Source organism: Adhaeretor mobilis (genome assembly GCF_007741515.1).
Lineage (GTDB): Bacteria > Planctomycetota > Planctomycetia > Pirellulales > Lacipirellulaceae > Adhaeretor > Adhaeretor mobilis.
This window is the reverse complement of sequence record NZ_CP036263.1, coordinates 5,196,477-5,219,808: the sequence shown is the minus strand read 5'-3', so window position 1 is coordinate 5,219,808 and position 23,332 is coordinate 5,196,477. Positions and strand designations below refer to the sequence as shown.

12 protein-coding genes are annotated in these 23,332 nt (G+C 54.6%); 1 reads left to right on the top strand and 11 read right to left on the bottom strand.

Going from position 1 to position 23,332, the window contains the following annotated elements:
* Positions 1-35 precede the first annotated feature (35 nt).
* The 7 genes from HG15A2_RS20515 to HG15A2_RS20485 form a co-directional block, all read right to left on the bottom strand.
* Positions 36-1,625 (bottom strand): sulfatase family protein, encoded by a 1,590-nt coding sequence (locus HG15A2_RS20515; RefSeq protein ID WP_145062849.1) that lies wholly within the window; start codon positions 1,623-1,625, stop codon positions 36-38.
* Positions 1,626-1,896: 271 nt separating this feature from the next.
* Positions 1,897-4,326 carry a glycoside hydrolase family 95 protein gene (locus tag HG15A2_RS20510; RefSeq protein WP_145062848.1) on the bottom strand — a complete coding sequence of 810 codons (2,430 nt, stop codon included), beginning with the start codon at positions 4,324-4,326 and terminating at the stop codon, positions 1,897-1,899.
* Positions 4,327-4,432: 106 nt separating this feature from the next.
* Complete coding sequence (locus HG15A2_RS20505) at positions 4,433-6,280, bottom strand: sulfatase-like hydrolase/transferase (RefSeq protein ID WP_145062846.1); 1,848 nt, start codon at positions 6,278-6,280, stop codon at positions 4,433-4,435.
* Positions 6,281-6,447: 167 nt separating this feature from the next.
* Positions 6,448-8,838, bottom strand: a complete 2,391-nt coding sequence (locus HG15A2_RS20500) for a glycoside hydrolase family 95 protein (protein WP_145062844.1) — start codon at positions 8,836-8,838, stop codon at positions 6,448-6,450.
* 217 nt (positions 8,839-9,055) lie between these two features.
* A complete protein-coding gene (locus HG15A2_RS20495) occupies positions 9,056-10,861 on the bottom strand; it encodes a glycoside hydrolase family 97 protein (RefSeq protein WP_246117812.1) in 1,806 nt (601 codons plus the stop codon).
* A gap of 211 nt (positions 10,862-11,072) precedes the next feature.
* Positions 11,073-12,950, bottom strand: a complete 1,878-nt coding sequence (locus tag HG15A2_RS20490; protein ID WP_145062840.1) for a glycoside hydrolase family 97 protein — start codon at positions 12,948-12,950, stop codon at positions 11,073-11,075.
* Between the two features lie 6 nt (positions 12,951-12,956).
* Positions 12,957-13,913 carry a family 43 glycosylhydrolase gene (locus HG15A2_RS20485; RefSeq protein ID WP_145062838.1) on the bottom strand — a complete coding sequence of 319 codons (957 nt, stop codon included), beginning with the start codon at positions 13,911-13,913 and terminating at the stop codon, positions 12,957-12,959.
* A 193-nt stretch (positions 13,914-14,106) separates the two neighbouring features.
* Between HG15A2_RS20485 and HG15A2_RS20480 the strand changes: the two genes are divergently transcribed.
* On the top strand, positions 14,107-17,499 hold the full coding sequence (locus HG15A2_RS20480; protein WP_145062836.1) for a hypothetical protein: 3,393 nt from the start codon (positions 14,107-14,109) through the stop codon (positions 17,497-17,499).
* On the opposite strand, the gene HG15A2_RS20475 is transcribed toward HG15A2_RS20480, so the two are convergent.
* From HG15A2_RS20475 to HG15A2_RS20460, 4 genes are read right to left on the bottom strand one after another with little or no spacing between them, the layout of a single operon-like run.
* Positions 17,491-18,900 (bottom strand): sulfatase family protein, encoded by a 1,410-nt coding sequence (locus tag HG15A2_RS20475; RefSeq protein ID WP_145062834.1) that lies wholly within the window; start codon positions 18,898-18,900, stop codon positions 17,491-17,493. The genes HG15A2_RS20480 and HG15A2_RS20475 overlap by 9 nt on opposite strands.
* Positions 18,901-18,903: 3 nt before the next feature.
* Positions 18,904-20,346, bottom strand: coding sequence for a sulfatase-like hydrolase/transferase (locus HG15A2_RS20470; RefSeq protein WP_145064187.1), 1,443 nt, complete (start codon positions 20,344-20,346; stop codon positions 18,904-18,906).
* A gap of 57 nt (positions 20,347-20,403) precedes the next feature.
* Positions 20,404-21,780 (bottom strand): sulfatase family protein, encoded by a 1,377-nt coding sequence (locus tag HG15A2_RS20465; RefSeq protein ID WP_391483929.1) that lies wholly within the window; start codon positions 21,778-21,780, stop codon positions 20,404-20,406.
* A gap of 8 nt (positions 21,781-21,788) precedes the next feature.
* Entirely contained in the window at positions 21,789-23,213 is a 1,425-nt protein-coding gene (locus HG15A2_RS20460; protein WP_246117811.1) for a sulfatase family protein, read from the bottom strand.
* Between the last annotated feature and the right edge of the window lie 119 nt (positions 23,214-23,332).

The window sequence follows — 23,332 nt, the reverse complement described above, 5'->3', positions numbered from 1 at the left end:
GTCTGATCGTTTTGGAGGAACGCGAACTGGACCTACTAGTTTTTCTTGCCCTTCGATTTCGGACGATAGGTTTCCAACCGAGCTTCCATCTCTTGGACGACCTCAGGATACTTTAGGTAAAGGTTGGTCGTCTGATTCACATCGGCCTGGAGGTCGTAGAGTTGAGCAGGCGGAGCGTCGTTCCTGGTTTTGCCATTCTCGATATCACTGTTCACGCTGCCAACAAACTCTGTCGCAGGAGGCCCGCCCCAAGCGTGCTGGTGCGGTTTCGAGCCGCCGAATCCTCCGCTGCCGCGCCGGGGTATGTACATCCACTTTCCTCTGCGGAGCGAGAGGTGGCTGCCCTTGTGTGGGGCGAGAACCAGTTCGCTGCGAAGCGGCTGGTCAGGATTCTCAAGCAACGCTGGCAGTACATTGACGGAGTCCTTGCTGCTCAGCGAATCCGAATCTTGACCGAGCAGCTCCATCAATGTGGCGAGCATGTCGACATTGCAAATCAGCTGATCCGATTCGGTCCCCGCATCGATTTTGCCAGGCCACCTTGCGATCAATGGCACCCGGTGCCCACCTTCCCAAACGCCGAACTTGAATCCGAGCAGGTCGCCATTCAAACGGTGTCCCAGCTGCACGGCATTGCGCCCGCCGAGGTTCAGCATCCCGCCGTTGTCACTCATAAAGATGACCAGCGTGTTGTCACTCAACCCCTGCTTCTCAAGGCTTTGCAATACTTGGCCAACCATCCAATCCAACTCTTGAATGAAGTCACCATAGAGCGCCGCGTCACTCGTTCCTTGAAAGCGTTCGCCCGGTGTGTAGGGATGGTGGATGTGCGTGGTTGCCAGGTAGAGGAAGAAGGGATTTTCCTTGTGGGCCGCGATCCAGTCGACTGCCTTCTCGGCTAAGACAGTTCCCACCGTATAGTCGTTGTATTTCTTATGAGCTTCGACTGCGCCTTTGAAGAAATTAGGCGTGCGCTGCGAGGCTTCAGGTGGAATCGGAGTAATCGGCGTCGCCCCTTTTCGCCGACCTCTGCCGAGATAGACAAGTGGATCGGCAGGGTCGCCACCGACGACGCGATCGTTCTCGACATAGACGTAAGGGGGAGCACTGTTGACCACAGGAAGTCCAAAGTAGTAATCGAAACCGAGGTCCTGCGGCCCGGGGCGTAGCGGTTCTTGCCAGTCATTCTTTCCGCTTCCGAATCCCAAATGCCACTTGCCCAGCGCTGCCGTCGCGTAGCCCTCTTGTTTAAAAGCGTCGGCAAGGGTGAATTCCTCCGTGTCGATCAACAGCCCAGAATCAATCGGAGCAGGTCCCCAAACTCCGGCACCGTCGTTGGCGCGGACAGGGTACTTGCCGGTCAGCAACGCATACCGCGATGGGGTGCAGACAGCAGACGCCGTGTGGGCATCTGTGAAGCGCCGCCCCTCTTTCGCTAACCGGTCGATGTTCGGGGTTTTTACGTTCGTTGCGCCATAGCAACCGAGATCGCCATAGCCCAGGTCATCCGCAAAGATAAGCACCACATTCGGTGGGGAAGATGCCACTACGTCAGCACTCAGGCCGTTTCCAGCTAGAGTAGCACCGATGGTTGCTGCGACGATCATTCGGATGGGGTGATTCATATTCGGTTGTTGCAATCAATTGGGTCAGGGGAAATTTGCGGTAGTTGAATATCGTGTTCAGCAGTATCCGAACCTGTTGGGAAGCACCAAGCAAAGACAGGGTCGTTGATTGTGGGCCATGTGCCAAGCCACGCCGTGCGGACAGGCGGATTATCAGTCGGGCATTTGAGATAGCGTTCTGCGAGGATGGAGGTGTTACTTAAGGCGTCAATGGTCAGTATTTTCGATCTGATGAGGTGTGGGTCCGTTGGGCTCATACGCCAGGGCTCCTTCACTTCACCGTATAGGCTTTGCCAGCTACTGTGCTTTCGTATGCCTTGCGTTTCCCATCCGGAGTTTGGACAACTAGTGGTCTGCCCCGCAGCGATGTGATGTCTGCCTTCACGAGCTTCCCTTCTTTCCAGTAGATATCAACCTCAAACCCTCCGCGTGCACGTAAACCCTGCACCGATCCTTCTGGCCAGGTAGAAGGCAGGGCTGGAAGCAGGTGCAGCAATTGGCTTCCGTCTTCGGCCGCTAAATGGCTTTGCATGAGCATCTCAGCGATGCCGGCTGTCGCGCCAAAATTGGCGTCAATCTGAAAGCCCGCTCCGCCGTTGAACAAGTTCGGTCCGAAGCGGGGCACCACGTGCTGGGTCAACGCGCTCAGTGCCCTATCCCCATCACCCAGGCGAGCCCACAGCGCGACCCGCCAAGCACCAGACCACCCACCGGAGAATCCCCGGTGGATCATGGATGTTCGCGCCGCCTCAAACAACTCCGGGGTGTCGCGAGGGTTGATCTGATCGCTGGGAAACAGTCCATACATGTGCGAGACGTGGCTATGCCGATCCTTGGGATTATCCCAGTCCACCAGCCATTCCTGAAGTTGGCCATGTCGACCGATTTTCATGGGCGCCAAACGTGCTCGCGCATCTGCCATTTTCGATCGGAAGTCTTTATCAACATCCAGAATTTCGGACGCCTTTATGGTGTTTGCAAATAGATCTCGCAGAATCTGCATGTCGATGGTGGGACCGGTGCATAGTGAAATTCCAGAGCGGCCGACGCTTAGGCCATCCCTTGTCCCGCCACCATGGCTATGCTCGGGGGAGAGCGACGGCGATGTGATCAGATCACCGTCTTCGTTTTCGACGAGAACATCTAGGAAGAACTCAACGGCGCCCTTCATGAGTGGATACGAATCCTTGAGGTGATCGGCGTCGCCCGTATAGAGATAGTGCTCCCAAAGATGTTGGCAAAGCCACGCGCCACCCATCGGCCACATTCCCCACTGCGCTCCGTCAACAGGCGCGGTGCCGCGCCAGAGGTCCGTGTTGTGATGAGCCATCCAGCCATCGGTTCTGTAGTGGACTTTCGCTGTACTCCTGCCCGGTGCCTCCAACTCGCTGACCATGCGCAGGAGCGGTTCATGACATTCGCTCAGGTTGCAGACTTCCGCCACCCAATAGTTCATCTCGATGTTGATGTTGATCGTATACTTACTTCCCCAGCGCGGATTGAGATCGTTGTTCCAAATCCCCTGTAGGTTCAGAGGCTGCGTGCCGGGACGTGAGCCGGCAATCATCAGGTAGCGGCCATATTGGAAAACTTGTTCAAGCAGAAGTGGATCTGCTTTTCCAACGTCGGCTCTTTCGATCCGCTGGTCGGTGGGGAGAGAATCTGCATTTTTCCCGCCCAAATCGATCGCGACACGGCCGAACAGCGACGCATAATCTTCAGCATGCCTCTGGTAGAGTTCATCAAATGTCTTTCCCTGAATGCCGGCAAGATGTTCCCCGGCGGATTCCAACGGGTTGCCGCTCGTGTCTTGGCGACTGACAAAGCTAGTCGCCGCCGAATAGTACAGCGTGACCGCATCGGCCTCTCGAATGGAAACCTTATCATCCTGAGCAACGACTGTCCCACCTTTGGTGGCGACTTTCACCTGGGCAGCGAATTTCACTCCTTCGCCTTCCCAGGGTCCGATCAAGGCACGCGACCCGGTCAATCCTTTGTCGGTGCGAGGTGCAACTTGGCCTGTCATGGAGAGTGTGTCGTCCGCGATCGTTTGAGATCGGGAAGGATGAAGACTGGTCATCAGCACATCGAAGCTCAACTGCCCAGGCTTGTCGCACTCAAGACGTATCACGATCACTTGATCGGGATGGGATGCGAACACCTTTCGCGTGAAACGAGCATCCCCTTTGCGATAGGTCACCGTGGCCACGGCATTCTGCAAATCCAGCTCGCGTCGATAGTCGCTTGCCTCCTCGCCGTGCGAGTGTTGGTCAGGCGGAAACTGGAGGTAGAGATCGCCCAACGGCTGATAAGCCGCTTGGTAGATTGGCTTGCCCATCATCTTCTGCGCTGTGTCCTCAGCTTCGGCGTACTCGCCCCGCTCGAGCAATTCTCGAACTTTTCCAAGATGCTGATAGGCCTGTGGATTGTCGTAACTGCGGGGACCACCGCTCCAGAGCGTGTCTTCGTTTAGTTGCAGATGCTCCCGCTGAATTCCCCCATAGACCATGGCTCCAAGTCGTCCATTGCCGATTGGTAAAGCTTCCGCCCATTCGGTTGCCGGTTGCTCATACCAAAGTCGCAGCGCATCGGTCGGGGCACCCTGAGAAGCCGCCTGGAGCAGTACGACGAGAGCACTTGCAACCTGAACAAACAAGCTAGTGCGCACCGTTGAGTGGTAATGTCTTTTCGAGCGTTTCATTTTATTTCAAAGACCTTTCGACTCTCTCAAGGTGAAGCTGCCACTCTTGGTCAGTTCCCTTTTGCGAGTATTGCGATAACTGGCGGGCGATCCATAAGCGATGTTCTCATTTTTGAGAGACTTCCCGGCGAGCATAGTTGTAGTACACAGCTCCCTCTGGTTCGCCAGCGAAATTGTAAAACCAGGTTTGGATGAAGGCTGGTCCCGCAGGCAAGCTCTCAACCACAAACGGAATACCATCAGCACCCGCTTCTGCATTCTTGCGCGTGTCGACGTAGACTTCATCTCCATTCCAGATTTTGATCCGGGCACTCGCAATATCTAGTGGAACAGATTCTGTTTTCCCGTCGTACACCACGCCATCGGGGGCTGTTGTGAGTGTCGTTTGGTCCTCAATTTCTTTGGGCCAGCGACGCAGGTCGAAATGGTAAGTCCCAGGCTCTGAGAACTCGACGGCAATGAACCCGCTGCCTGTTTTTCCTGTTGCGACTATGGCATGATTCCAAATGTACCTGCTGTGAAAATCATGGCTGTTCAGCTGAGTGACTGGCTCAGAGGAGTGCCCAAGGATAATGCGTGTATATTCGTCGGAACGTCGCGCTACGAGATCCCAGTACTTTTCGTACTCTGCCTTAAGGTCTTCAGCAACACCTTCATGGGCCTTGTTCTCGATCAGATTCTCTTCCTGCGCTTCATCACCAAGTACGTCATACAGTTCGTACCTTCCCTTTGCACTGCCCCGAACCAAACGCCACTTATTCGTGATTTTGTTTCCATTCCAAATGTCTTTCTTGGCCGAGTACTTCTTGTGCTTTTCCGCATTCTCCGTTCGCATGTTCTCAATAACTATGGTCCGATTCTTGAATTCGGGGCCAGGGTCATTGCTCAAGTCCGTATCCAGAAAGTTCTTAAAGCTCTGCCCGTGGATTGCCAAATTCCCCGGGCGATCCGGAAGGTCCTCAAACCCCAGCATGTCCATGAACGTTGGCAGCCAATCAATATGAGCTGTAAGGGGAGTCACGTCGTGCCCTTTGCCCAAGCCGCCGACTCCTCCCGCTGGCCAACGAACGAAACACGGAACTCGAGATCCCCCATCGAACTGGGACCCTTTGCCACCTCTTAGGGGTGTGTCATCTCCATGCCCCCCATTGTCCGTCGTGAACACTAGTATCGTATTGTTGGCGATCCCTTTCTCATCCAGAAACTTCAACAATCGCCCCATGTTCTTGTCGATATTCTCAATACTGCCAGTGACGGCGTCTACACCATCTCGTGCGTCGGGTGGCAGGTGGAACGGATCGTGGACTGTCGCGGTAGGAATGTAGGCAAAGAACGGTTGGTTTTCGTTGGCTCTCTCTTCGATCCATTCCATGGCCCGGTTGAAGAAGAAATTCGTACTGAATGCGCCCTCAATACCGTCGTCTTCATCTTCCATGACAACCAACTCATCGTTGATCCAGGCACTGAGTCTAGTCTGCATATTTCCCCAATAGTCAGAAGACTGGCCGACCCCGCCTGCCTTGGTCCAAACCACATGATCGAAGCCACGGTCTTTGGGCCGAAACGGGTAGTTGTCGCCCAGGTGCCATTTCCAAAACAAGCCAGTCGCATAGCCGTTGTGTTTGAAGACGTCGGCCATCGTGATTTCATCAGCGCGCAATTGGTTGCGCTGGTAAATCGTATGCCAAACTCCCGTGACGGCATTGTACCGCCCAGTCATCAAAGAGGCTCGCGTTGGCGAACACGTTGGTGACACGTGGAAGTCGGTAAGACGAGCACTCTTTCGAGCCAAGTCGTCGATAAACGGAGTTCTAGGCCCATCGGCTTTGTAATAGCTAAAAGAATTGTGGCTGATATCATCGACCATCACAAAAATGACATTGGGCTGGTCTGAATAGGCTTGCCCAGAGACCAAGGCTAACATGCATAGTGCTAGTGATATTTGCTTAAACAAGGTAGCTCCCTCCTATGTGGCGAATCGCGAAGCGCATTCAGTCGGCAAATTGGTTCGCGTAATTAGAGAATTGATCGTCCCTCAAGCATGGACCGCCTTAGTTGTCATTGATTAAGGAGGTACTTGGTCATACCCATAGTTCAAACGTTTCACAAATGCCAGAAGTCCTACTTTTTATTCCAGGTGAAGCTATCGCCTTGTGCTAGATCGAGCTTGCGAGTTTCGTCCCCATAGCGGACCTTCAGCGGATTTCCATTCAGCGAACGTATCGTTGCACGAGTTAGCCGACCGTCCTTCCAGTGGATGTCCACCTCAAAGCCACCGCGTGCGCGCAGACCCTGCACTGATCCCGTTGGCCAGGCGCTCGGGAGAGCAGGTAGTAGATCAATTCCATCGTCGTGGCTTTGCAACAGCATCTCGGCAATGGCTGCCGTTCCGCCAAAGTTGCCGTCAATTTGGAATGGCGGATGCGTATCAAACAAGTTGGTTAGCGTCATCTTCCTCAGCAGGTTGCCCAACAGCTTGTGGGCGCGCTCACCATCGTGAAAGCGGGCCCAGAAATTCACCTTCCACGCCATGCTCCAGCCTTTGCCGAAATCCCCACGCCTTTCGAGTGATTTCCTGGCAGCCTCAAACAGTTCGGGTGTGCCGTTCTTGGTGATCTGCTTCCCTGGATGAAGTCCAAACAGATGGGACGTGTGGCGATGGTGTGGATCTTTCTCTCCATAGTCTTCAATCCACTCCTGTAAGCGGCCCGTATTGGAGCTGATCTGCAAGGGCTGTAGTTTGGCCAATGCCGTTTCAAGCTCCGCTCGGAACTCCTTGTCGAAGTTGCCCGTTGGATCGATCGCCCGATTCGCTTCTAGCAGACTAGTGAACAGGTCGTAAACAATCTGGAGGTCCATCGTTGCCCCATAAGTGAATTCCGACTCCGTTCCGTCCGCTTTGATGAATGCATTCTCGGGAGAGTGGGAGGGACTTGTAACTAGTCGTCCGGCAGCCGGGGTGCCTGCGGGCGCCTCGACCAAAAAATCTAGCATGAATTGGGCGGCTCCCTTCATGGTGGGGTATGCCCGCTGGGTTAGGAACTCCTTATCGCCGTTGAAGCGGTAGTGCTCCATCAGGTCGCGGCTTGCCCAGGCTGCGCCCATCGGCCAAATGCCCCATACGCCGTCCGCCGGAGAGGTCCTGCCGTAAATGTCGGAGAGGTGATGCAGCGTCCACCCCTCCGCGCCATAATGCACTTTGGCCGTCTTCTCACCAAAGGGAATCAGGCTTTCCACATAGTCGAAAAAAGGCATGTGGCATTCAGAGAGATTGCAGACCTGAGCAGGCCAGTAGTTCATCTGAAAGTTGATGTTGAAATGATAGTCACTGTTCCACGCCGCCTTATACTGCTGTGCCCACTTGCCTTGCAGGTTGGCTGGCAGATGCCCGTCACGGGAACTGCTGATCAACAGGTAGCGCCCAAATTGGAAGTAGAGTGTCTCGAACTGCGGATCGTGCTTCCCCTTTTTGATCTCCCTCAGCCGCTGATCAGTTGGCTTGCTAACCGCATCGGTTGTCCCCAGGTCCAGCAGCACACGGTTGAACAGCTGCTGGTAGTCAGCGATGTGCGCAGCGCGTAAATCTTCGTAGGACTCCTCGCTGACCGCCCCAAGGCCGATTGCCTCAAGATAGCTTTCGCAGCGTGCCGTGGCATCACCCGAAATATCTGTGGCACTGTTGTAGCTCGTTGCTCCCACAACCAGCAGCGTTACTTCATCCGCATCAGTGACCTTCAGTTCCCCATCGGTGGAGCTGACACTACCGCCACGGACCACAGGGCGGAGCTGCGCTTCGTAGTCGACGCCGAGTTTCCCACGCAGGATCAGACGATTGCCCGAAGCGGACGTCGTGGACGCTTTTTCGCGAGCAAGCTTGGCTGTGAAGCTGATCTTTCCCGGTTGGCTGGCGTTGAGGTGGATCACGATGGCTTGGGCTGGCGCGCTCACAAACACTTCCCGCGTATACTCGACCCCATCCACAGTGTATTGAGTCCGGCTGATTGCCGTCGTAAGATCCAGGTCACGCCGGTAGCCAGAGACCTTATCCGTATCGGGAAAGTCAAGCCACAGGTCGCCGAGGGTCTGATACGATTTGATCTTCGTCGGAATTCCCATCATGGTTCTTCCAGCCAGACGGGTCGCTTCATCGTTCTTACCCTCGAAGAGCAGACGCCGAACTTCCGGCAAAGCATTCAGTGCTTCGGGATTGTTGTAATCCGTGGGCACGCCATCCCAGACGGTCTCTTCGTTGAATTGGATCCGCTCGTTATTAACCCCGCCGAAAACCATGGCGGCCAGCCGGCCATTTCCCACGGGTAGCGCCTGGGTCTCCCACTTGGTCGCCGGTTCGCGGTACCAGAGTGTCAATGGCTCTTCGGGAGCTGACGCCTCATGAGTAAACGCCAAGTCTGCCTTAGGGTTGTGGCTTTCGTCCACGTCATGGCGCGCTGCCCATGATGGGTCCGCAGCAATCCAGCCAACGATCACGAGTGTCAACAGAGCTCTATGCATCTTGATTCCCATGTTAGAAGTACTCGTCGTTTTGTCGGTTCGATTTCCCAAATCCTGAGGTGGTCACGCTACTGTCGTGTGTTGTGCGCCATCGCAAGCTGCGAGCTCACTGATTGACCTAATAAAAATGCCTTTTCAGATTCTATTCTCTGCCACGTATAGCGTCCATGAAGGCACTCTCTCAATGGAAACCTTCCAAGGACTGAAGAATCCATGATCACCAGCCTGACTGATTGACCGGACGAATAATCATCGCATGCCCGCCGCCGACGGCCATTGTAGCCGGAACGGTGTCGCCCTGCTTGATGGTGATTGTTTTGACCTCATAAGCTTCGGGATTCTTTACCCCATGTGAGTCCCGCGCGTCCTGATAGAGCGTCGCCTCATAGGCGACTTCCGGCTCCAGGAAATCGAGCCGAACATCTAGTGTACGTTCGCTTTGATCGTTGACCGAGCCAATGAACCAGGTGTCGCTACTGCGTCGAGCGACGGTAATGTAGGTTCCGATCTTTGAGTTTAGGACGAGTGAATCGTCCCAGGTGGCTGGCATGGCTTTTAAAAACTCAAATAGATCGGCTTTCTTTAGATACTCTTCTGGTGCGTCGGGGAGCGTGACGAGCCCGGTGTAGATTACGAGGTTGCGAGCCACCTCGCTGACCACCGTTGAGATATAGCTGTTCTTCTTCTTGGGCCCCTTCTTGCGCTCACCGGCGTTGATGCTATTGATCCCAAAATTACCGTTCGACATATCCAACGGGCCGGTCAATGCGCTAACCATCGCCATTTTAAGAAAGGTTTCGGGAGTAAAGGCTCTCCGACTGTCCTGCTGCCCGTGGCAATATTCGCGGCTGACTAGGTTGGGCATCGTGCGCTCAACGCCCGCCATGGGCACCGGGCCATCGTGAAAGTTGATGAGCAGTTTGTTTTCTGCGGCGGCATCAATAGCATCCCGAGTGAAGCCAGCACGGTTTCCCATGAAGCCATACTTCATGCCCGTAGCGCCCAGATCAGCATAGTGGCTAAAGAGTGTCTGATCGCCAAAGTCGCCCTTCTTACGATCGTAGTAGAGCATGATCATAACGCCCTTTTCCTTGGCATAGTCCATCACCTTGGCAATATCGACTTCCGGGGCCACGACCATTTTACCATTCTCTGCCGTCTTGAACCAATGGTCGTCGACAGTGAAATATTCGAGCCCTTGTTCGGCACAGAAATCGATCAGATGCAGGTAGCTACGAGTATCAATGTCATACACAAACTCCCCATTGTGGTACCCGTGAATCCGCCAGTCCCAGAGCCCCTTGCCGGGCTCAATCCAGCTCGTGTCTTCCAGCTTACAGGGAGCAGCCAAATTCAATGCCACAGTGTTAACGGTCAATTCCCCGGCCGTCTCGCCTATGAGGATGACCCGCCACGGAGTGAGTTGCCCCTCACCGATCGAAACCGCTGAACTGGAGGCCCTCAACGACTTTTTGGTTGCGTGAAACTGAATTCGCATGCACTCAAAACCGACGGCGGAATAGAGGTCGGACTCCAGGAACGCGAGGTGCAGCCCGTCTCGGCATTCGGTTACAAGAGGTACGGCGACGCGCTTTGTCTTTGCCGAAAGTTCCACTGTGGCACCGACCGGACCCGCATAATGAGCCGCCCCATCGAGCACCTTGTACTCACTAGAATACCTCATGGATTTATCAGCGGACTCCTTAGGCAAGACAAAACGAAATCCAATCCCTGAATCGAACGCGCGGCAAAGCAGTTTCACCGGAATGCCGTCTGCTATCAGCGAAATTGTTAGTTCGCGGTGGTGGTCGCGGATGGTGCTAAATTGGCCATAGACCGGCTTCCAGTTCGAATCGTGTTTGCGAATGGAATGTTCGATCATCGCCATTTCCGCCCCCGCGAAGATCTCCACTTTAGAGGACGCAATGACCGGCTTGCCATCCCTAGAGACCTGGTAGCACAGTGACCCATTCTCCACAACAAACGATGTTGCAACTTGCTCGTTTGGGGATCGAACAGTCACGGGTGCTGCCAACAGGTCCGTTGCAGTCAGGGCGTACCATGCAATTAGTATCAAACTCTTCTGCATCTCATGAACCTCTATGAAATCAAATCGCTGAATGAAAGTGAGCGAACCTCTTAGATTGCCAAGAGGTACACTCCACTTGACCTGCTTCCAGGCAACGGCTTCAGGGGAAAGGTGTTGGGGGCATCTTGCTGTTCGTGGAAATCCTCTATTCGCTGGAACTCGGCCGGATCCAGATGGCCGCCCCTCCAGACTTCAACAACGCAACGTCAAGCGTTGATGTAGTAGTGATCTGTTGGCGACGAATTCCCACGTGCGTTTTAGTGTCTACGTCTGGGTCGTCGTAATAGACAGAGGCCTCATAGTCGCGATCGGGTCTGAGAAAGCTCAGGGGCAGGCTTGCTTGCCGCGGCTCGTTCGCATTGATCATCCCGATAAACCATTCCTCGCCGCTTCGCCGAGCAATGGTCGCATACTCTCCAATCTTCCCTTCCAGCACACGAGTCTCGTCCCACACTGTCGGCACCTCCCGAAAGAACTCGATCTCGGGCTCTCCATTATACTTCTCAGGACGGTCGTACCAGAAGATCCACTGCAGCGGACTGAATGATACGACAGCCATTGCGAGTTGATGAGCCTTAGTCGTCTGGATTCGGTCGCTATAGTAGCACACGGTATAATCGCCGACACCGCACAGGTAACGAGTAAAGAGTAGTGTGCAGTTGTGGGCAGCGGTTGGCATTCTCTCGTTGCCACGAATCCCTTCGACAGTCATCAAGTTCGGAAAGGTTCGATTGATGCCGTTTGCGCGAAAACCGTCATGCACATTAATCATTAAGTGATGCCGCGCCGCTTCCGCAAAGGAATTGGTCAGCCAACGGGTTTCCGTCTGCGGGCCTACGGGCACGAAGCCAAATTTGATGCCTTTCATCCCCCATCGCTCATAGAGCGGCAAGATCTCTGAGAGCTGGGTCTTGAGGTGGACCTGATTGACGTAGACCAGAACGCCTACACCTTGCTCTTGGCCGTAATCGATGACCTCTTGGATCCCCAGTTCGTGACTCTTTTCTGGTGCGACTCGCCTCGCATCAGACTTGCGACTCCGCTCTGGACCGTACCAACCGGCATCAAAATGGACGTAACTCAACCCGGCCGTCTTGGCGAAGTCGATTACCGCCTTGCCGCTCGCGGTGGTGAGTTCCGATCGCATCACCTTGCCAGGTTTGATCCACGAGGTGTCTTCTAGCCGGCACGGCGGACTCAAATTGAGCAACAGGTAATTGTTTTCTAGCAACTTGCCTGGGGTATCGCCAACTAGCAGCAATCGCCAAGGTGTCGCATCGCCGGGCTGCATGGAGACGGTGGGGTCATGCCGCTGATGCTCAGATTCGGTATTAGTAGTTCGACCGCCCAGGGCGCTAACGAGAGCACCATCGACGCCTTCGAGCGGCGATAGCATCATTCGAGGGTAGTCGATGTTGCCCGCCTCGCAGATCGCTGCGTAGCCACCATCGGGTCTCACGATAGTCAATGGTCGTTCGCAATACGGTTTGATTTCAGAAATCAAGCTGAGATGGTAGGGGCCCTCTGTTCCGTATTCTTCGTAACCTTGCGTACCCACAGGTAATCGGAATTCCGTATGCTCACCTCCGAATTGCAGCTTCACGCCATCGTTCTGCTTCTTTGGGAATTGGTATCTGATGGCTACGCCTTCATTGTAGGCACGCATTACGACATCTACTCTCACTCCCGTTTTGTGTTCGAGTGCAACTGTCAGTTCGTTATAGTTGTCGGGGACTTTGCTGCGCTCGCCAAGAGCGAACTGCCATGTATCTCGGACCGCGCGTTGCTTGGTATCTCTTTGGACAAAGCCACCTAGAAGGTTTGGCTCGAACCCCAAACGCGAACGGAGTATCAGCGGCTTGCTATCCGAAGTGGCGCTGTAGGTGGGTTCGCCTTTTTCACTTAGCGCAAAGTTTACCGTGTGAGATTCGTTAGGCGACCTCACACTTGCTTCGAATGCGTCAGCGGAATCGCAAAGCCAATGTGCGAATAACAAAAACACGATGAAATGAAATCGCGTCATTCTTCATTACTCCCTAAGGTCAAAACGCTGAATGTACGGAAGCGATCCCTTCCGAATTCCAATATGCACGCCCCAGTCAATCTGCTTCCCAGTTCCATCATCTGTAAACGCTTCAGAACGGTAGGCACCACCAGCCCGCGGACCATTGATAACCTTGTGGGTTTTGGTAAACCGAATTCCTTCCTCAGCATAGAGGATCGAATTCGTGATCTCCTTGGGTCCCACCTTGCCGATCATCGCGGCCACGCCGGTTCCCTGCGGCCAGACGAGCACCTCGTGATTGCCAGGAATCACGGGATTCTCCTCATGCTTCACGTAAGGGCCCTGCGGATGGTCTGCGATCGCCAAGCCCATTTGAGTTTGCGCCGGACTTTTCCCTAGCTGACGCCCCTTATAGTAGAACCAATACTTCCCATCGCGCTTGATCAGACATGCGTCATCAACTAGGTGACTGTCGAAGTCCTCCCGCTTGTCACTGTTCTTTAGGGCCGGGTTGGTGGCGAGACGTTCCCAGGGACCCTCGGGTGAGTCTGAAACGGCAATGCCTATTGTTGAGTCCGGGTTGAAGGGCCTGGCAAACTCCCTGGAAGTCCCCGTGTAAAAAAGCCAGTAGCGTCCCTCCGCGACGAGAATGTTGGGCGTGAACACACTCGCCGCTTCCCAGGTGCCGGGCTCGCCTTTGTCGAGCGCCATGCCTTTTTCGGTCCATGTGTGGCCGTCGGGCGAAGTCGCGTACCAAACGGTCGCATCGTAACCTGGAGAGATGTTCCCCTTTGAATACCACACATAGAAGTGGTCATTGACCTTGATAATGTCGCTGGGGTCTCGGCGCATCACTCCCTTTTCCGGGCCAATTCCTTTCGCTTCGGAATATTCGACTTTTAATAGCTTGGTGTTAGGCTCGTCCGCTTGGGCTGCGACGGCCATTAGCAGTGTAGCTGCTGCCCCAAAAAGTAGTTTCATGCTCTAGCTCGGATTACCATTTTTGTGCGTGCGCTGAACCGGTTCAGGAAGCAACAATCTAGCACGATTCATGAGACCTACAAACAGTGTGAGCGTTCAAGCCTTTTTGACACGAATTGGCTCTTGCATCATAATATGACCTCTCATCGCAAAGTGACTCTTGCCAGCATCGGCTTTTCAGAACTTTCTCCCTATGAATCGTACTACAAGGGCGCTCTGCTCGGTTATAGTCCTGACGTTCTTGAACGCCGGGTCGCTAGTCAACGCTCAGACCAACGTCTGGATCGGCCCGCCGACGGGCAATTGGGGCGTTGCGGAAAATTGGTCTCTGGGTGAGGTGCCGCTTGGCTTTTCGAGTCCAAACGCCGTTCGGATTGACGATAATACGAACCAAAATTCGAGTGTGATTGCCGATGATCGCTACTTTGTCTATGGCTTGGTCGTGGATTCAGGCGACGAGCTCACCGTTTCCGCAACGGAAGTTCGGAGCGGTGCTTTAGAAAACTCTGGTACTATCAATATAGAGAACACGCTTGGTCCTTATAACGGCTTGAAGATCAGGGAGACCTCGCTCAACACGCCGTCAGGTCTCATTTCCCTAACTTATGGAAAACTCGGGTGGCAAAGCCCCAACGGCGAGGGTTCGGCTCACTTGTTCTGGAACCAGGGCCTTGTTGAAGGCAGCGGCACTATCGAATTGGTGGCGATCTGGAACGAGCACTTGATCGACGCCAACAAGCCAGTCGCTCAACTCAGCGTCCAAGCACAACTGGGGCAGGGGAACCACAATGACACGGACAACCTGTTCAATCGCGGGACGCTCCGCGCGAGCAATGGTGGCACGCTACGTCTGTTTCAATGGGAAAACGGGGCGATCTTGAATCAAGATGACGATCTCTTGGGCACGATCGAGGCGCAGGGCGATTCGCGTGTGTTGATTGAAAAGGCGAACATCTACGGCGGGCGGATTCAGACGTCCAACACAGGCGGTGTTGAAGAAGGTCATGTGGAACTGCTCTCCAGCGTGTCGCTCCAGAACGTTGAGCTCGATGCACAAACGACGATTGTCGGTGACGCTACGCTCCACAACAGCACCTTCGCGAATCTCAGAACGATCACAGTCGACCATGGGAATCTGGCGATTGCCAATCAAGTGGCCGTTTCGGGCGGTGGGAGCATTGAACTCATCGGCGATGCGACGATTTCAGGCGGCACAGTCACGAATCTGGCCGAGGGGACACCTAGGTTCATTAACGTTGACAATACAATCACTGCCCGTTCCTCCGACCCCCAAGTATTCAACGCCTCAACGTTTGGCGAAGGTCTTTTGGTCGACAATCGCGGGGTGATCGAATCTGATGGCCCTCACAGCATGCTGAACTTAGATCTCTCCGGTCCTGAAGGCCAAACTCCCGGTGAAGCGGCCTGGACGAATTCGGGCGTCATTCGTGCGGTCAATGGGGGAAACCTGGGACTTGGATTCGAGGGTGACACTTTGAACAACACCAGAGGCGTCATTGAAGTAGACGATGAATCGTCACTTTGCCTTTGCAACGTGCGCACTTTTGGCGGTACAATCCGGGGTTCCACGTTCAAACCCGAGCCCGACATGGGCCTATCACTTCGTAAGAGCATTCTAGAGAACGTGCGTTTGGAGGGGTTCATCGAAAGCGGACCGTCTCTAAACAATGACGACTATCTCAGCCTGGTCGGACACATCGACAACACCGGTACGATCTTCACCCACGAATTCGATGCCCACGAAATCCTCATCGCCGCCGACGAAGTCACACTCACCGGGGGAGGTTCGATCTCGACACCGGGGTTTGAAAAAGAGTGGCAGGGCGCCTCGCGGCTGATCAATGTCGACAATACGTTGAGATTCAAAGAAACGAGACATGGGACAGCCAGTATTGAAAACCTAGAATTCATCAACCGTGGCATCATCGAAGCGAACGATTCGTCGACCTTCAACGAGTTTTCGTTTAAAGACGGCAACGATCGAAATTTGATGACCAACAGCGGCATCATCCGCGCGATTGACGGCGCAGATTTATACATCTGGTTCGACGAAGGTTCCAGAATCAAAAATTACGAGACCGACGAATTCGGCAACACCGCCCCAGGAACGATCTACGCGGGCCCAGGTTCGACCGTCGCAATCGGCAGCGTCGTTGGCGGAATTTTGCACGCCGACGAAGGGGGGGTTATACAGTTTGGCTCGATCAATTACACGGCCGACGACTACGGAACTTTCGGGATTCCCAGTTCGGCTGCCGAAGCCCACATCAGCGGGCACGTTGAAGCACCGTACGGTACGGTCCTCGCCGGCACAATCTATAACGACGGAGTGATAACCACTGGCTCGATCAACGGCCACCAATCGAATGGCACTTACGAAGGGCTTGGCCGAGTCCGCTTTCTCGGCAGTGGGGAGATACGCTTTGACGGTGAGCTGTGGGTTCCGGAAAACTCGACCCTGCTCAACGGCCCCGACCACACGATTTCAAGTAGCGGGTTTGCTGCGTTTATCAATCCAACAGACTACCTGTTCACCAATGAGGGCCGCATCGAGGCCGGCAACGATTCGCATCTGACCATCACCACAGCATCTCAAGGGTGGCTGTTCCAACAGCGGGGCGAATTGGTTGCCCACGGCGATGGCTGGCTCACGGTCGGAGCTGGCCCCAACTGGGTGAACGAAGGCTTGATTGAAAGCCGAGACGAGTCGAGATTCCGAATCGTCTTCGACGAACAGATGGCGAATGAGGGGATTATTCGCGCCGGTGCGGGAACCACGATGACGCTGGAAGGGGCGGATGACAACGACCACAGCCAATTGTTCAATCGAGCGGGGGCGGAGATCCATTTTGCTGATTACATGAGGGTCTCTTACGCATCTTTAGTGAACGAGCAGGGCGGCAAGGTCCAGGGTGAGGGCCATTTAAGTATGATCTTCGGCAGCGAGAATGAGAGACGGTTCCTCAACCACGGTACGGTAACCGTCGGGGACTCGGTAGGTCAGCTACGAATGGCTGGGCATTACGAGCAATCCGCGTCCGGCATCTTACAACTGGAACTTGGCAGAACCACCCCAAACGGCAGCAAGTTTGACGTTCTCACCGCCTGGACGCTTGACTTGGCGGGCGAGCTAGAAGTATCGCTTGTAGATCTCGGCGAAGGCGTTTTTGAACCTGAGCTAGGTGACTTTTTTCGCATACTACGTGCCACCTTGAACGACGGCGGAATTATCACTGGCCAGTTTGATACGCTTACTCTGCCGGACTTGGACTCCGACCTAGCGTGGCAGATCAACTACAGAACCGACGAGGCGTATCTTAGAGTCGTCGCCGCCTTGCAAGCCGATTGGGATGGAGACAACGACGTTGACGGTGCCGACTTTCTAGCAATCCAGCGTTCCGCACCTTCTCTCATTCCCGCATGGCAAGCGGAGTATGGAAGCGAAGTGGTCGCGTCGACCCCGATTTCGATGGCCGTGCCGGAACCGGCGAGTGGAGCGCTGCTGCTCTGCACTGCGATGCTCCTGTTAGGCCCATTGAACGCCAGAAATCAAGAGTTATTTTGAAAGCGGCTTGGGATTCTCGACAAAGCCAGCGGGGCGGCTATTCTTGGCGATGTCTGCGGCGAAATCGGCGAGATACTCCGTGAGCCGCTCTACGACTTTCGGATGCTCACCCAACACGTTATTCGTCTCGCCGATGTCGTCCTCTAAATTGTACAGCTCCGTTGGTTTTCCTTTGTTCGTGTGGAGTTTCCAATTCCCCGACCGCACGGCTTTGAGCGTATTGGCGGCATAGTAGAAGAACGCATCGTGAGGCGAGTCGGCGTTTTTGGCCAGTGTTGGCCAAATATTCTTGCCATCAATGATTCGGTCGGTTGGAACCTCCGCGCCTGCCAGCTTCGCGAATGTCGGCAGCAGGTCCATGGCTGTCATCAATTGATTGTTCACCTCACCCGCGGGGATTTTACCGGGCCAGCGGATGACGGTTGGTTCGCGCATGCCACCTTCGAAAGTTGATCCTTTGTGGCCGCGTAATGGTCCAGCTGTGGCGAAGAGGGTGTTCCTCGGGGGGCCATTGTCTGAGGTGAACAGCACAAGCGTGTTTTCGTCGAGACCATTCGCTTGGAGTGCGTCGAGGATTTGCCCTACGGACCAATCGATCTCAGCAATCGCCTCAGGGAAAAGCTTGTCTCTCGTGCGGTAGTCGATGTAGCCGTCTTCCTCTTTCAGCTTCGCCACGACGTCGCCTGAGACCTTGTCCATCAACTTAGGCGAAACATGGAGTGGGGCGTGAGGAATGGGGTGTGGAATGTAGAGAAAGAATGGATCGTCTTTGTGTTTCTCGATAAACTCCACAGACCGCTGCGTGATGCGTTTGGTTAGGAAGTCCGCATCGGGTTCCATTTCGACAACGGTTTCGCCTTCCAGAAGCGGCAGCGGTGGAAACTGATAGTGTTTCTGTCGCGGATGAAAGGGATGGATATCGTGGCTGTAGGGAATTCCAAAGTACTCGTCGAATCCCTGCTCTGTCGGCAAAAACTCGGGCTGGTCCCCGAGATGCCATTTGCCGAACATGCCTGTTCGATAGCCGACCGATTTCAGCACTTCCGCAATGGTGATTTCGTTAGGATGGAGGCCTTTCGCATCACCGGCGAGTAGCACCCCGTGCTTCGAGCCTTTCCCCATCCCGATCCGTGTAGGATAGCACCCAGTCATAAGCCCGGCACGCGACGGCGTACAGACTGGCGCTGCCACATAGAAACTGGTCAACTTGGCTCCTTCGGCCGCCATTTGGTCGATGCGTGGCGTGCTGACGTGCGCACCACCGTAGCAACTCAGGTCGCCGTAGCCTTGATCGTCTGTAAAGATGACCACGAAGTTTGGTGGTTGATCAAACCCAAATGAGAACGTGTGTTGGCAGCACCACAAGAAGGTCACTAACACAAGAAGCTGACGACTAGGCATTGCTTATTCTTCCTTTGTTCGTTGGTAGTGCGGCGTGCCCTTGAGCCACTCATAATCGGCATACTGATAGTCTTTGCGTCCACTTTGCTTCCACAATGGCGGTGCGTTCGATCCATTCCACTCATTCCATTGGACCAGCATTCGTTTGGCCCGTTGCGGTTGGGCTTTGGCAAGGTCTGTGGACTCAGACGGGTCGTCTTTGATGTTGAACAGTTCGACTCTGCCGCGTTTCGCGAGCATTTTGTAGTCGCCGTCACGCATTACTCCGGATAGGTCTTGGGGACTGCGACCGACGTGCCAGTAAATCACATCGTGTGGAGCGTCGGCCGATTGGCCAGTCATATAGCTGGTGATGTCACTCCCATGCAGACTCGTTTGTTTCACATTCCCGCCGGCGAGAGCCAGTGAAGTTGCGCCGATATCTAGCGATGTCACGGGATGATCGAGCACTGTACCCGGTGCCACCTTCTCCGGCCAGCGGACCACGAAGGGAACACGGAGTCCGCCTTCGTAAGCACTTCCTTTCGCTCCACGCAGCGGTCCGTTGTCACTGGTGCGTTTCAGGCCGCCGTGATCACTTAGAAACCAGACGACGGTATTGTCCGCGAGGTCCAGCTTGTTGAGCGTTTCCATCAATCGTCCGATTCCCTGATCCATCTCGTCTACCATCGCGGCATAGATTGACCGGCTCTTGGCAGGCACACCGGGAACGTCGCTCACTGAATCGGGGGGGTACTTTGCAATCGTTATTGCAGGTGCTTCGAGATATTCATGAGGTGCGTTGTAAGACATGAATAGAAAGAAGGGCTGATCGCGGTTCTTTTCGATGAACCGGATGCCGCCCTCGGTCAACTCGCGAGTCAGATATTGATTCCACTCGACGGGCGTGCCGTTGTGCAGCATTGGCAACGTGTGGTGCATGTCACGCGTACTCCACGGTTTCTCCTTTGTCAGATACCGGCCGTTGTACGAGGGATGATCCAGCGGATAGTACATCAATCCTCCACCGAGGAAGCCGAACCAATCGGAGTACCCCATTGCGTCGGGATGCTGATGATCGGCCGTTCCCATGTGCCACTTGCCGACGACGCCGGTTACGTATCCCTGCTGCTGCATATGGTGAGCGACGGTCTTTATGCCTGCTGGAAGCCCCTGCTTGGGATCCAATGGTTGAGCGGGATTCACATAGTAACCAAAGGTGGACTGAATGCGGCCGGTGATAAAGCCAGCTCTCGATGGACCACACATGCACCCCGTAACGTAGCCCTGCGAAAAGCGCGCTCCGCTTTTAGCAAGCTGGTCGATGTTGGGCGTTGAAATGTCCTTGCAGCCCTGGAAGCCAACGTCGGCGTAGCCCAGGTCGTCCGCCATGATGACGATAACGTTAGGCTGGGCGGCGTCTGTCCGAAGCGCAAGGCCTGCAAGAAGGCATATAGCGACTAGCATTTGACTCAAGACTTCACTCCTATCCGAAAAAACAACTCGGGACGATGCAATCAAGCCTTACCGCTCCTGCGGATCCACAAGGTTGATTCTTCGCTGATCGGTGCCGGTCGTGTGTACGTCGCCAAGTTCGGCACGTGCTTCTTCTGCAAATTCTTGCAAACGCACAACAATTTCAGGATGCTGAGCGGCGAGGTTATTCTTCTCGCCAATGTCCTCTTTCAGGTTAAAGAGGTGGGGTTCGTCAAGCGTTACGAATACTCGAGACGCGTGCTTCTTCTTGTTCCAAAAGGGTTGATCCTTCTGACTACGAGGCAGATGAAGTTTCCAGTCACCTTCGCGAACGGCCTGCAGGTTTGTGCCGTTGTAGTAGTACAGCCTCTTATGCGGCGACTCGTCAGTTTTGCCTGTGAGAATCGGTAAGATGTTTTCTCCGTCGATTTTCCGTTCCTGCGGTCTCTCCACGCCAGAGAGGTCGCAAAACAGCGGCAGCAGATCCATGCTCGATAGCGTTGCGTGAGAGACTTGCCCTGCTGGTATCTTGCCCGGCCAGCGGAAGATGGCCGGCACGCGATGCCCGCCTTCGATCGTGCAGTACTTGCCGCCTCGCAACGGTCCCGCAGAGCCGTGAAAGGTGGGGCCATTGTCGGAGGTAAACACTACCAACGTATTGTCATCGACGCCCGCATCGTGCAAGGCTTTCATGATGCGGCCCGTGCTGTGATCGAGTTCCTTGATGAAGTCGCCGTACTTGCCTTTCTTGGAAGTTCCCACAAAGTCTACACTGGGCCGGTGCGGACCGTGGACGATGTGGTGCGCGACGTAGATAAAAAAAGGTTCGTCCTTTTGCCGGCCGATAAACTCGACGACTTCATCCGTGTAACGCTGCGTCAGCTCTTCCAGGGGAACGTTTTTCTGTTCGACCTGCTTACCACGATAGAGCGTGTCTGCGTTCGGGCCGCGTGCCTTCGGGTTTGTCGCGTAGTTGCTGGGAATGCCCAGGTGTTCGTGAAAGCCGGCGTCCAAGGGGTGCGAACCCTCGACCTCCATACCAAGGTGCCATTTGCCGACAATCAGTGAGCGATAGCCGGCGGCCCCTAGTAATTCGGGGATGGTGATTTCGTCAAGTACGAGACCGTAATCCTCATACTTTGAGCCAGCCTTTTCGTACCGGGCAACAGGTATTCCGCAACGCATCGGGTAGCGGCCTGTCAGCAATGCGGCTCGCGAGGGGCTGCAAACGTTGGCAGGGATAAAGAAATCCGTACTGCGAAATCCCTCTGCAGCCAATTCATCAACATGCGGAGTCTCGACACCCTTCGGGTCGTAGCAACTGATGTCACCGTACCCCAGTTCGTCCGCAAAGATGACAACGAAGTTTGGCTGGTCGGCTTGCGAGCGAAGGGCAAGCGCCACAAACAGGCCAAAAGTAATAATGAAAGTCCTCAACGTTCTATCTCCTTGCTTCGTTTGCTGCTGTGGGGTTTGTGAGCCACTGGAACCGGCGGCTTGGTCGGACGCAGCCCGTTCAGGTCGAAGAACCGCATGTTCTTTCCAACCCGGTCGAAGTCGCCAAGGTCCTCACGCATCGATTCCGCTAAGGCGAGCAACCGCTTAACAACATGGGGGTGCTGTTCGCTGACATCCGTAGTCTCGGCCAGATCGGCTTCCAAATCTACGAGAAACGGCTTGGGAAAGCCGATGCGGTCGGCGATGGGAATGTGCGGATTTCGACTAAAAGGGGCGGCGCCAATCGGTTCTATCTCGCGTGGCAGATGCAACTTCCACTTACCTTGTCGCACCGCCTGCAGATGCATTCTCAGGTAGTAGAAATGCGTCTTGTCTGCGTTAGCTTTATCGAATTCGCCGCCAAACAGATGGCGTATATCCTCCCCGTCAATAACGCGATCCGCAGGAGTTTCCCCGCCAGCTAAAGCCGCAAAGGTGGGAAGGACATCGAGCGTACTCACGATCGCATCGCACGTTTTCCCCGCTGGCACGCGACCGGGCCCCCAAACAATGCAAGGGACACGGACGCCACCTTCAAACGTCGATACCTTTCCGCTCCGCAAGGGGCCCGCCGAACCGCCGTGATCCCTCGGCAAATGACCGTCGGCGTGTTCTTTATTCTTGGACAGCCAAGGACCGTTGTCGCTGGTGAAAATCACATAGGTGTTCTTTGCCAGATCCAGTTCGTGCACCGCGTCCAGAATGCGGCCCACGTTAAAATCGATCTCTTCTATCACGTCGCCGTAGAGCCCGCGTTTGCTCTTGCCCTTGAATCTCAACGAGGCGTCCAATCGAGTGTGCGGCATCGTATGAGGAAGGTAGACAAAGAATGGCTCGTCCTTATGTTTCCGCATGAAACTGATCGCTTCGTCGGTGTAGCGTTCGGTCAGAGTCGCCATGTTAGCTTTTGGTTCGATCAGCTTTTCATTGCGGTACAAGTTGGCAACGCGGTCGTTGCTGGTCGGCGTGCCAAAGAAATAATCGAAGCCTTGCCGCGTAGGAAACAAGTCTGGGAAGAAATCCGACTGCGAGTGTTTGGCAAGATCCCATTTCCCAAAACAGGCGGTCGCATAGCCTTGCGTTTTCAAAATCTCCGCAATAGTGATTTCCTTGCTATGAAGAATCGTATGGACCTGCTTCGTACTGCCCCGCTCGGCAACCCGCATGGGATAGCAGCCGGTCATTAACGCTGCGCGCGATGGCCCGCAGATCGGCTGCGCATAGAAATTTGTGAACTTCACGCCCTCGTCAGCCATGGCGTCTAGTCGCGGCGTGCGAATATCAGGGGAACCATAGCAGCCCACATCAGCGTAACCCTGGTCGTCTGTAAGAATGATGACGAAGTTGGGTTTCTCAGCCATCGCGTACGTAGCGCTAACTGCGACCATACACGAAACAATAATTAGGTGCCTCATCAAACTCCTACTCAAGAACAAGTACCGCAGGGCAAGTGCCCCGGTCTGTTTGCTATGGACGAATT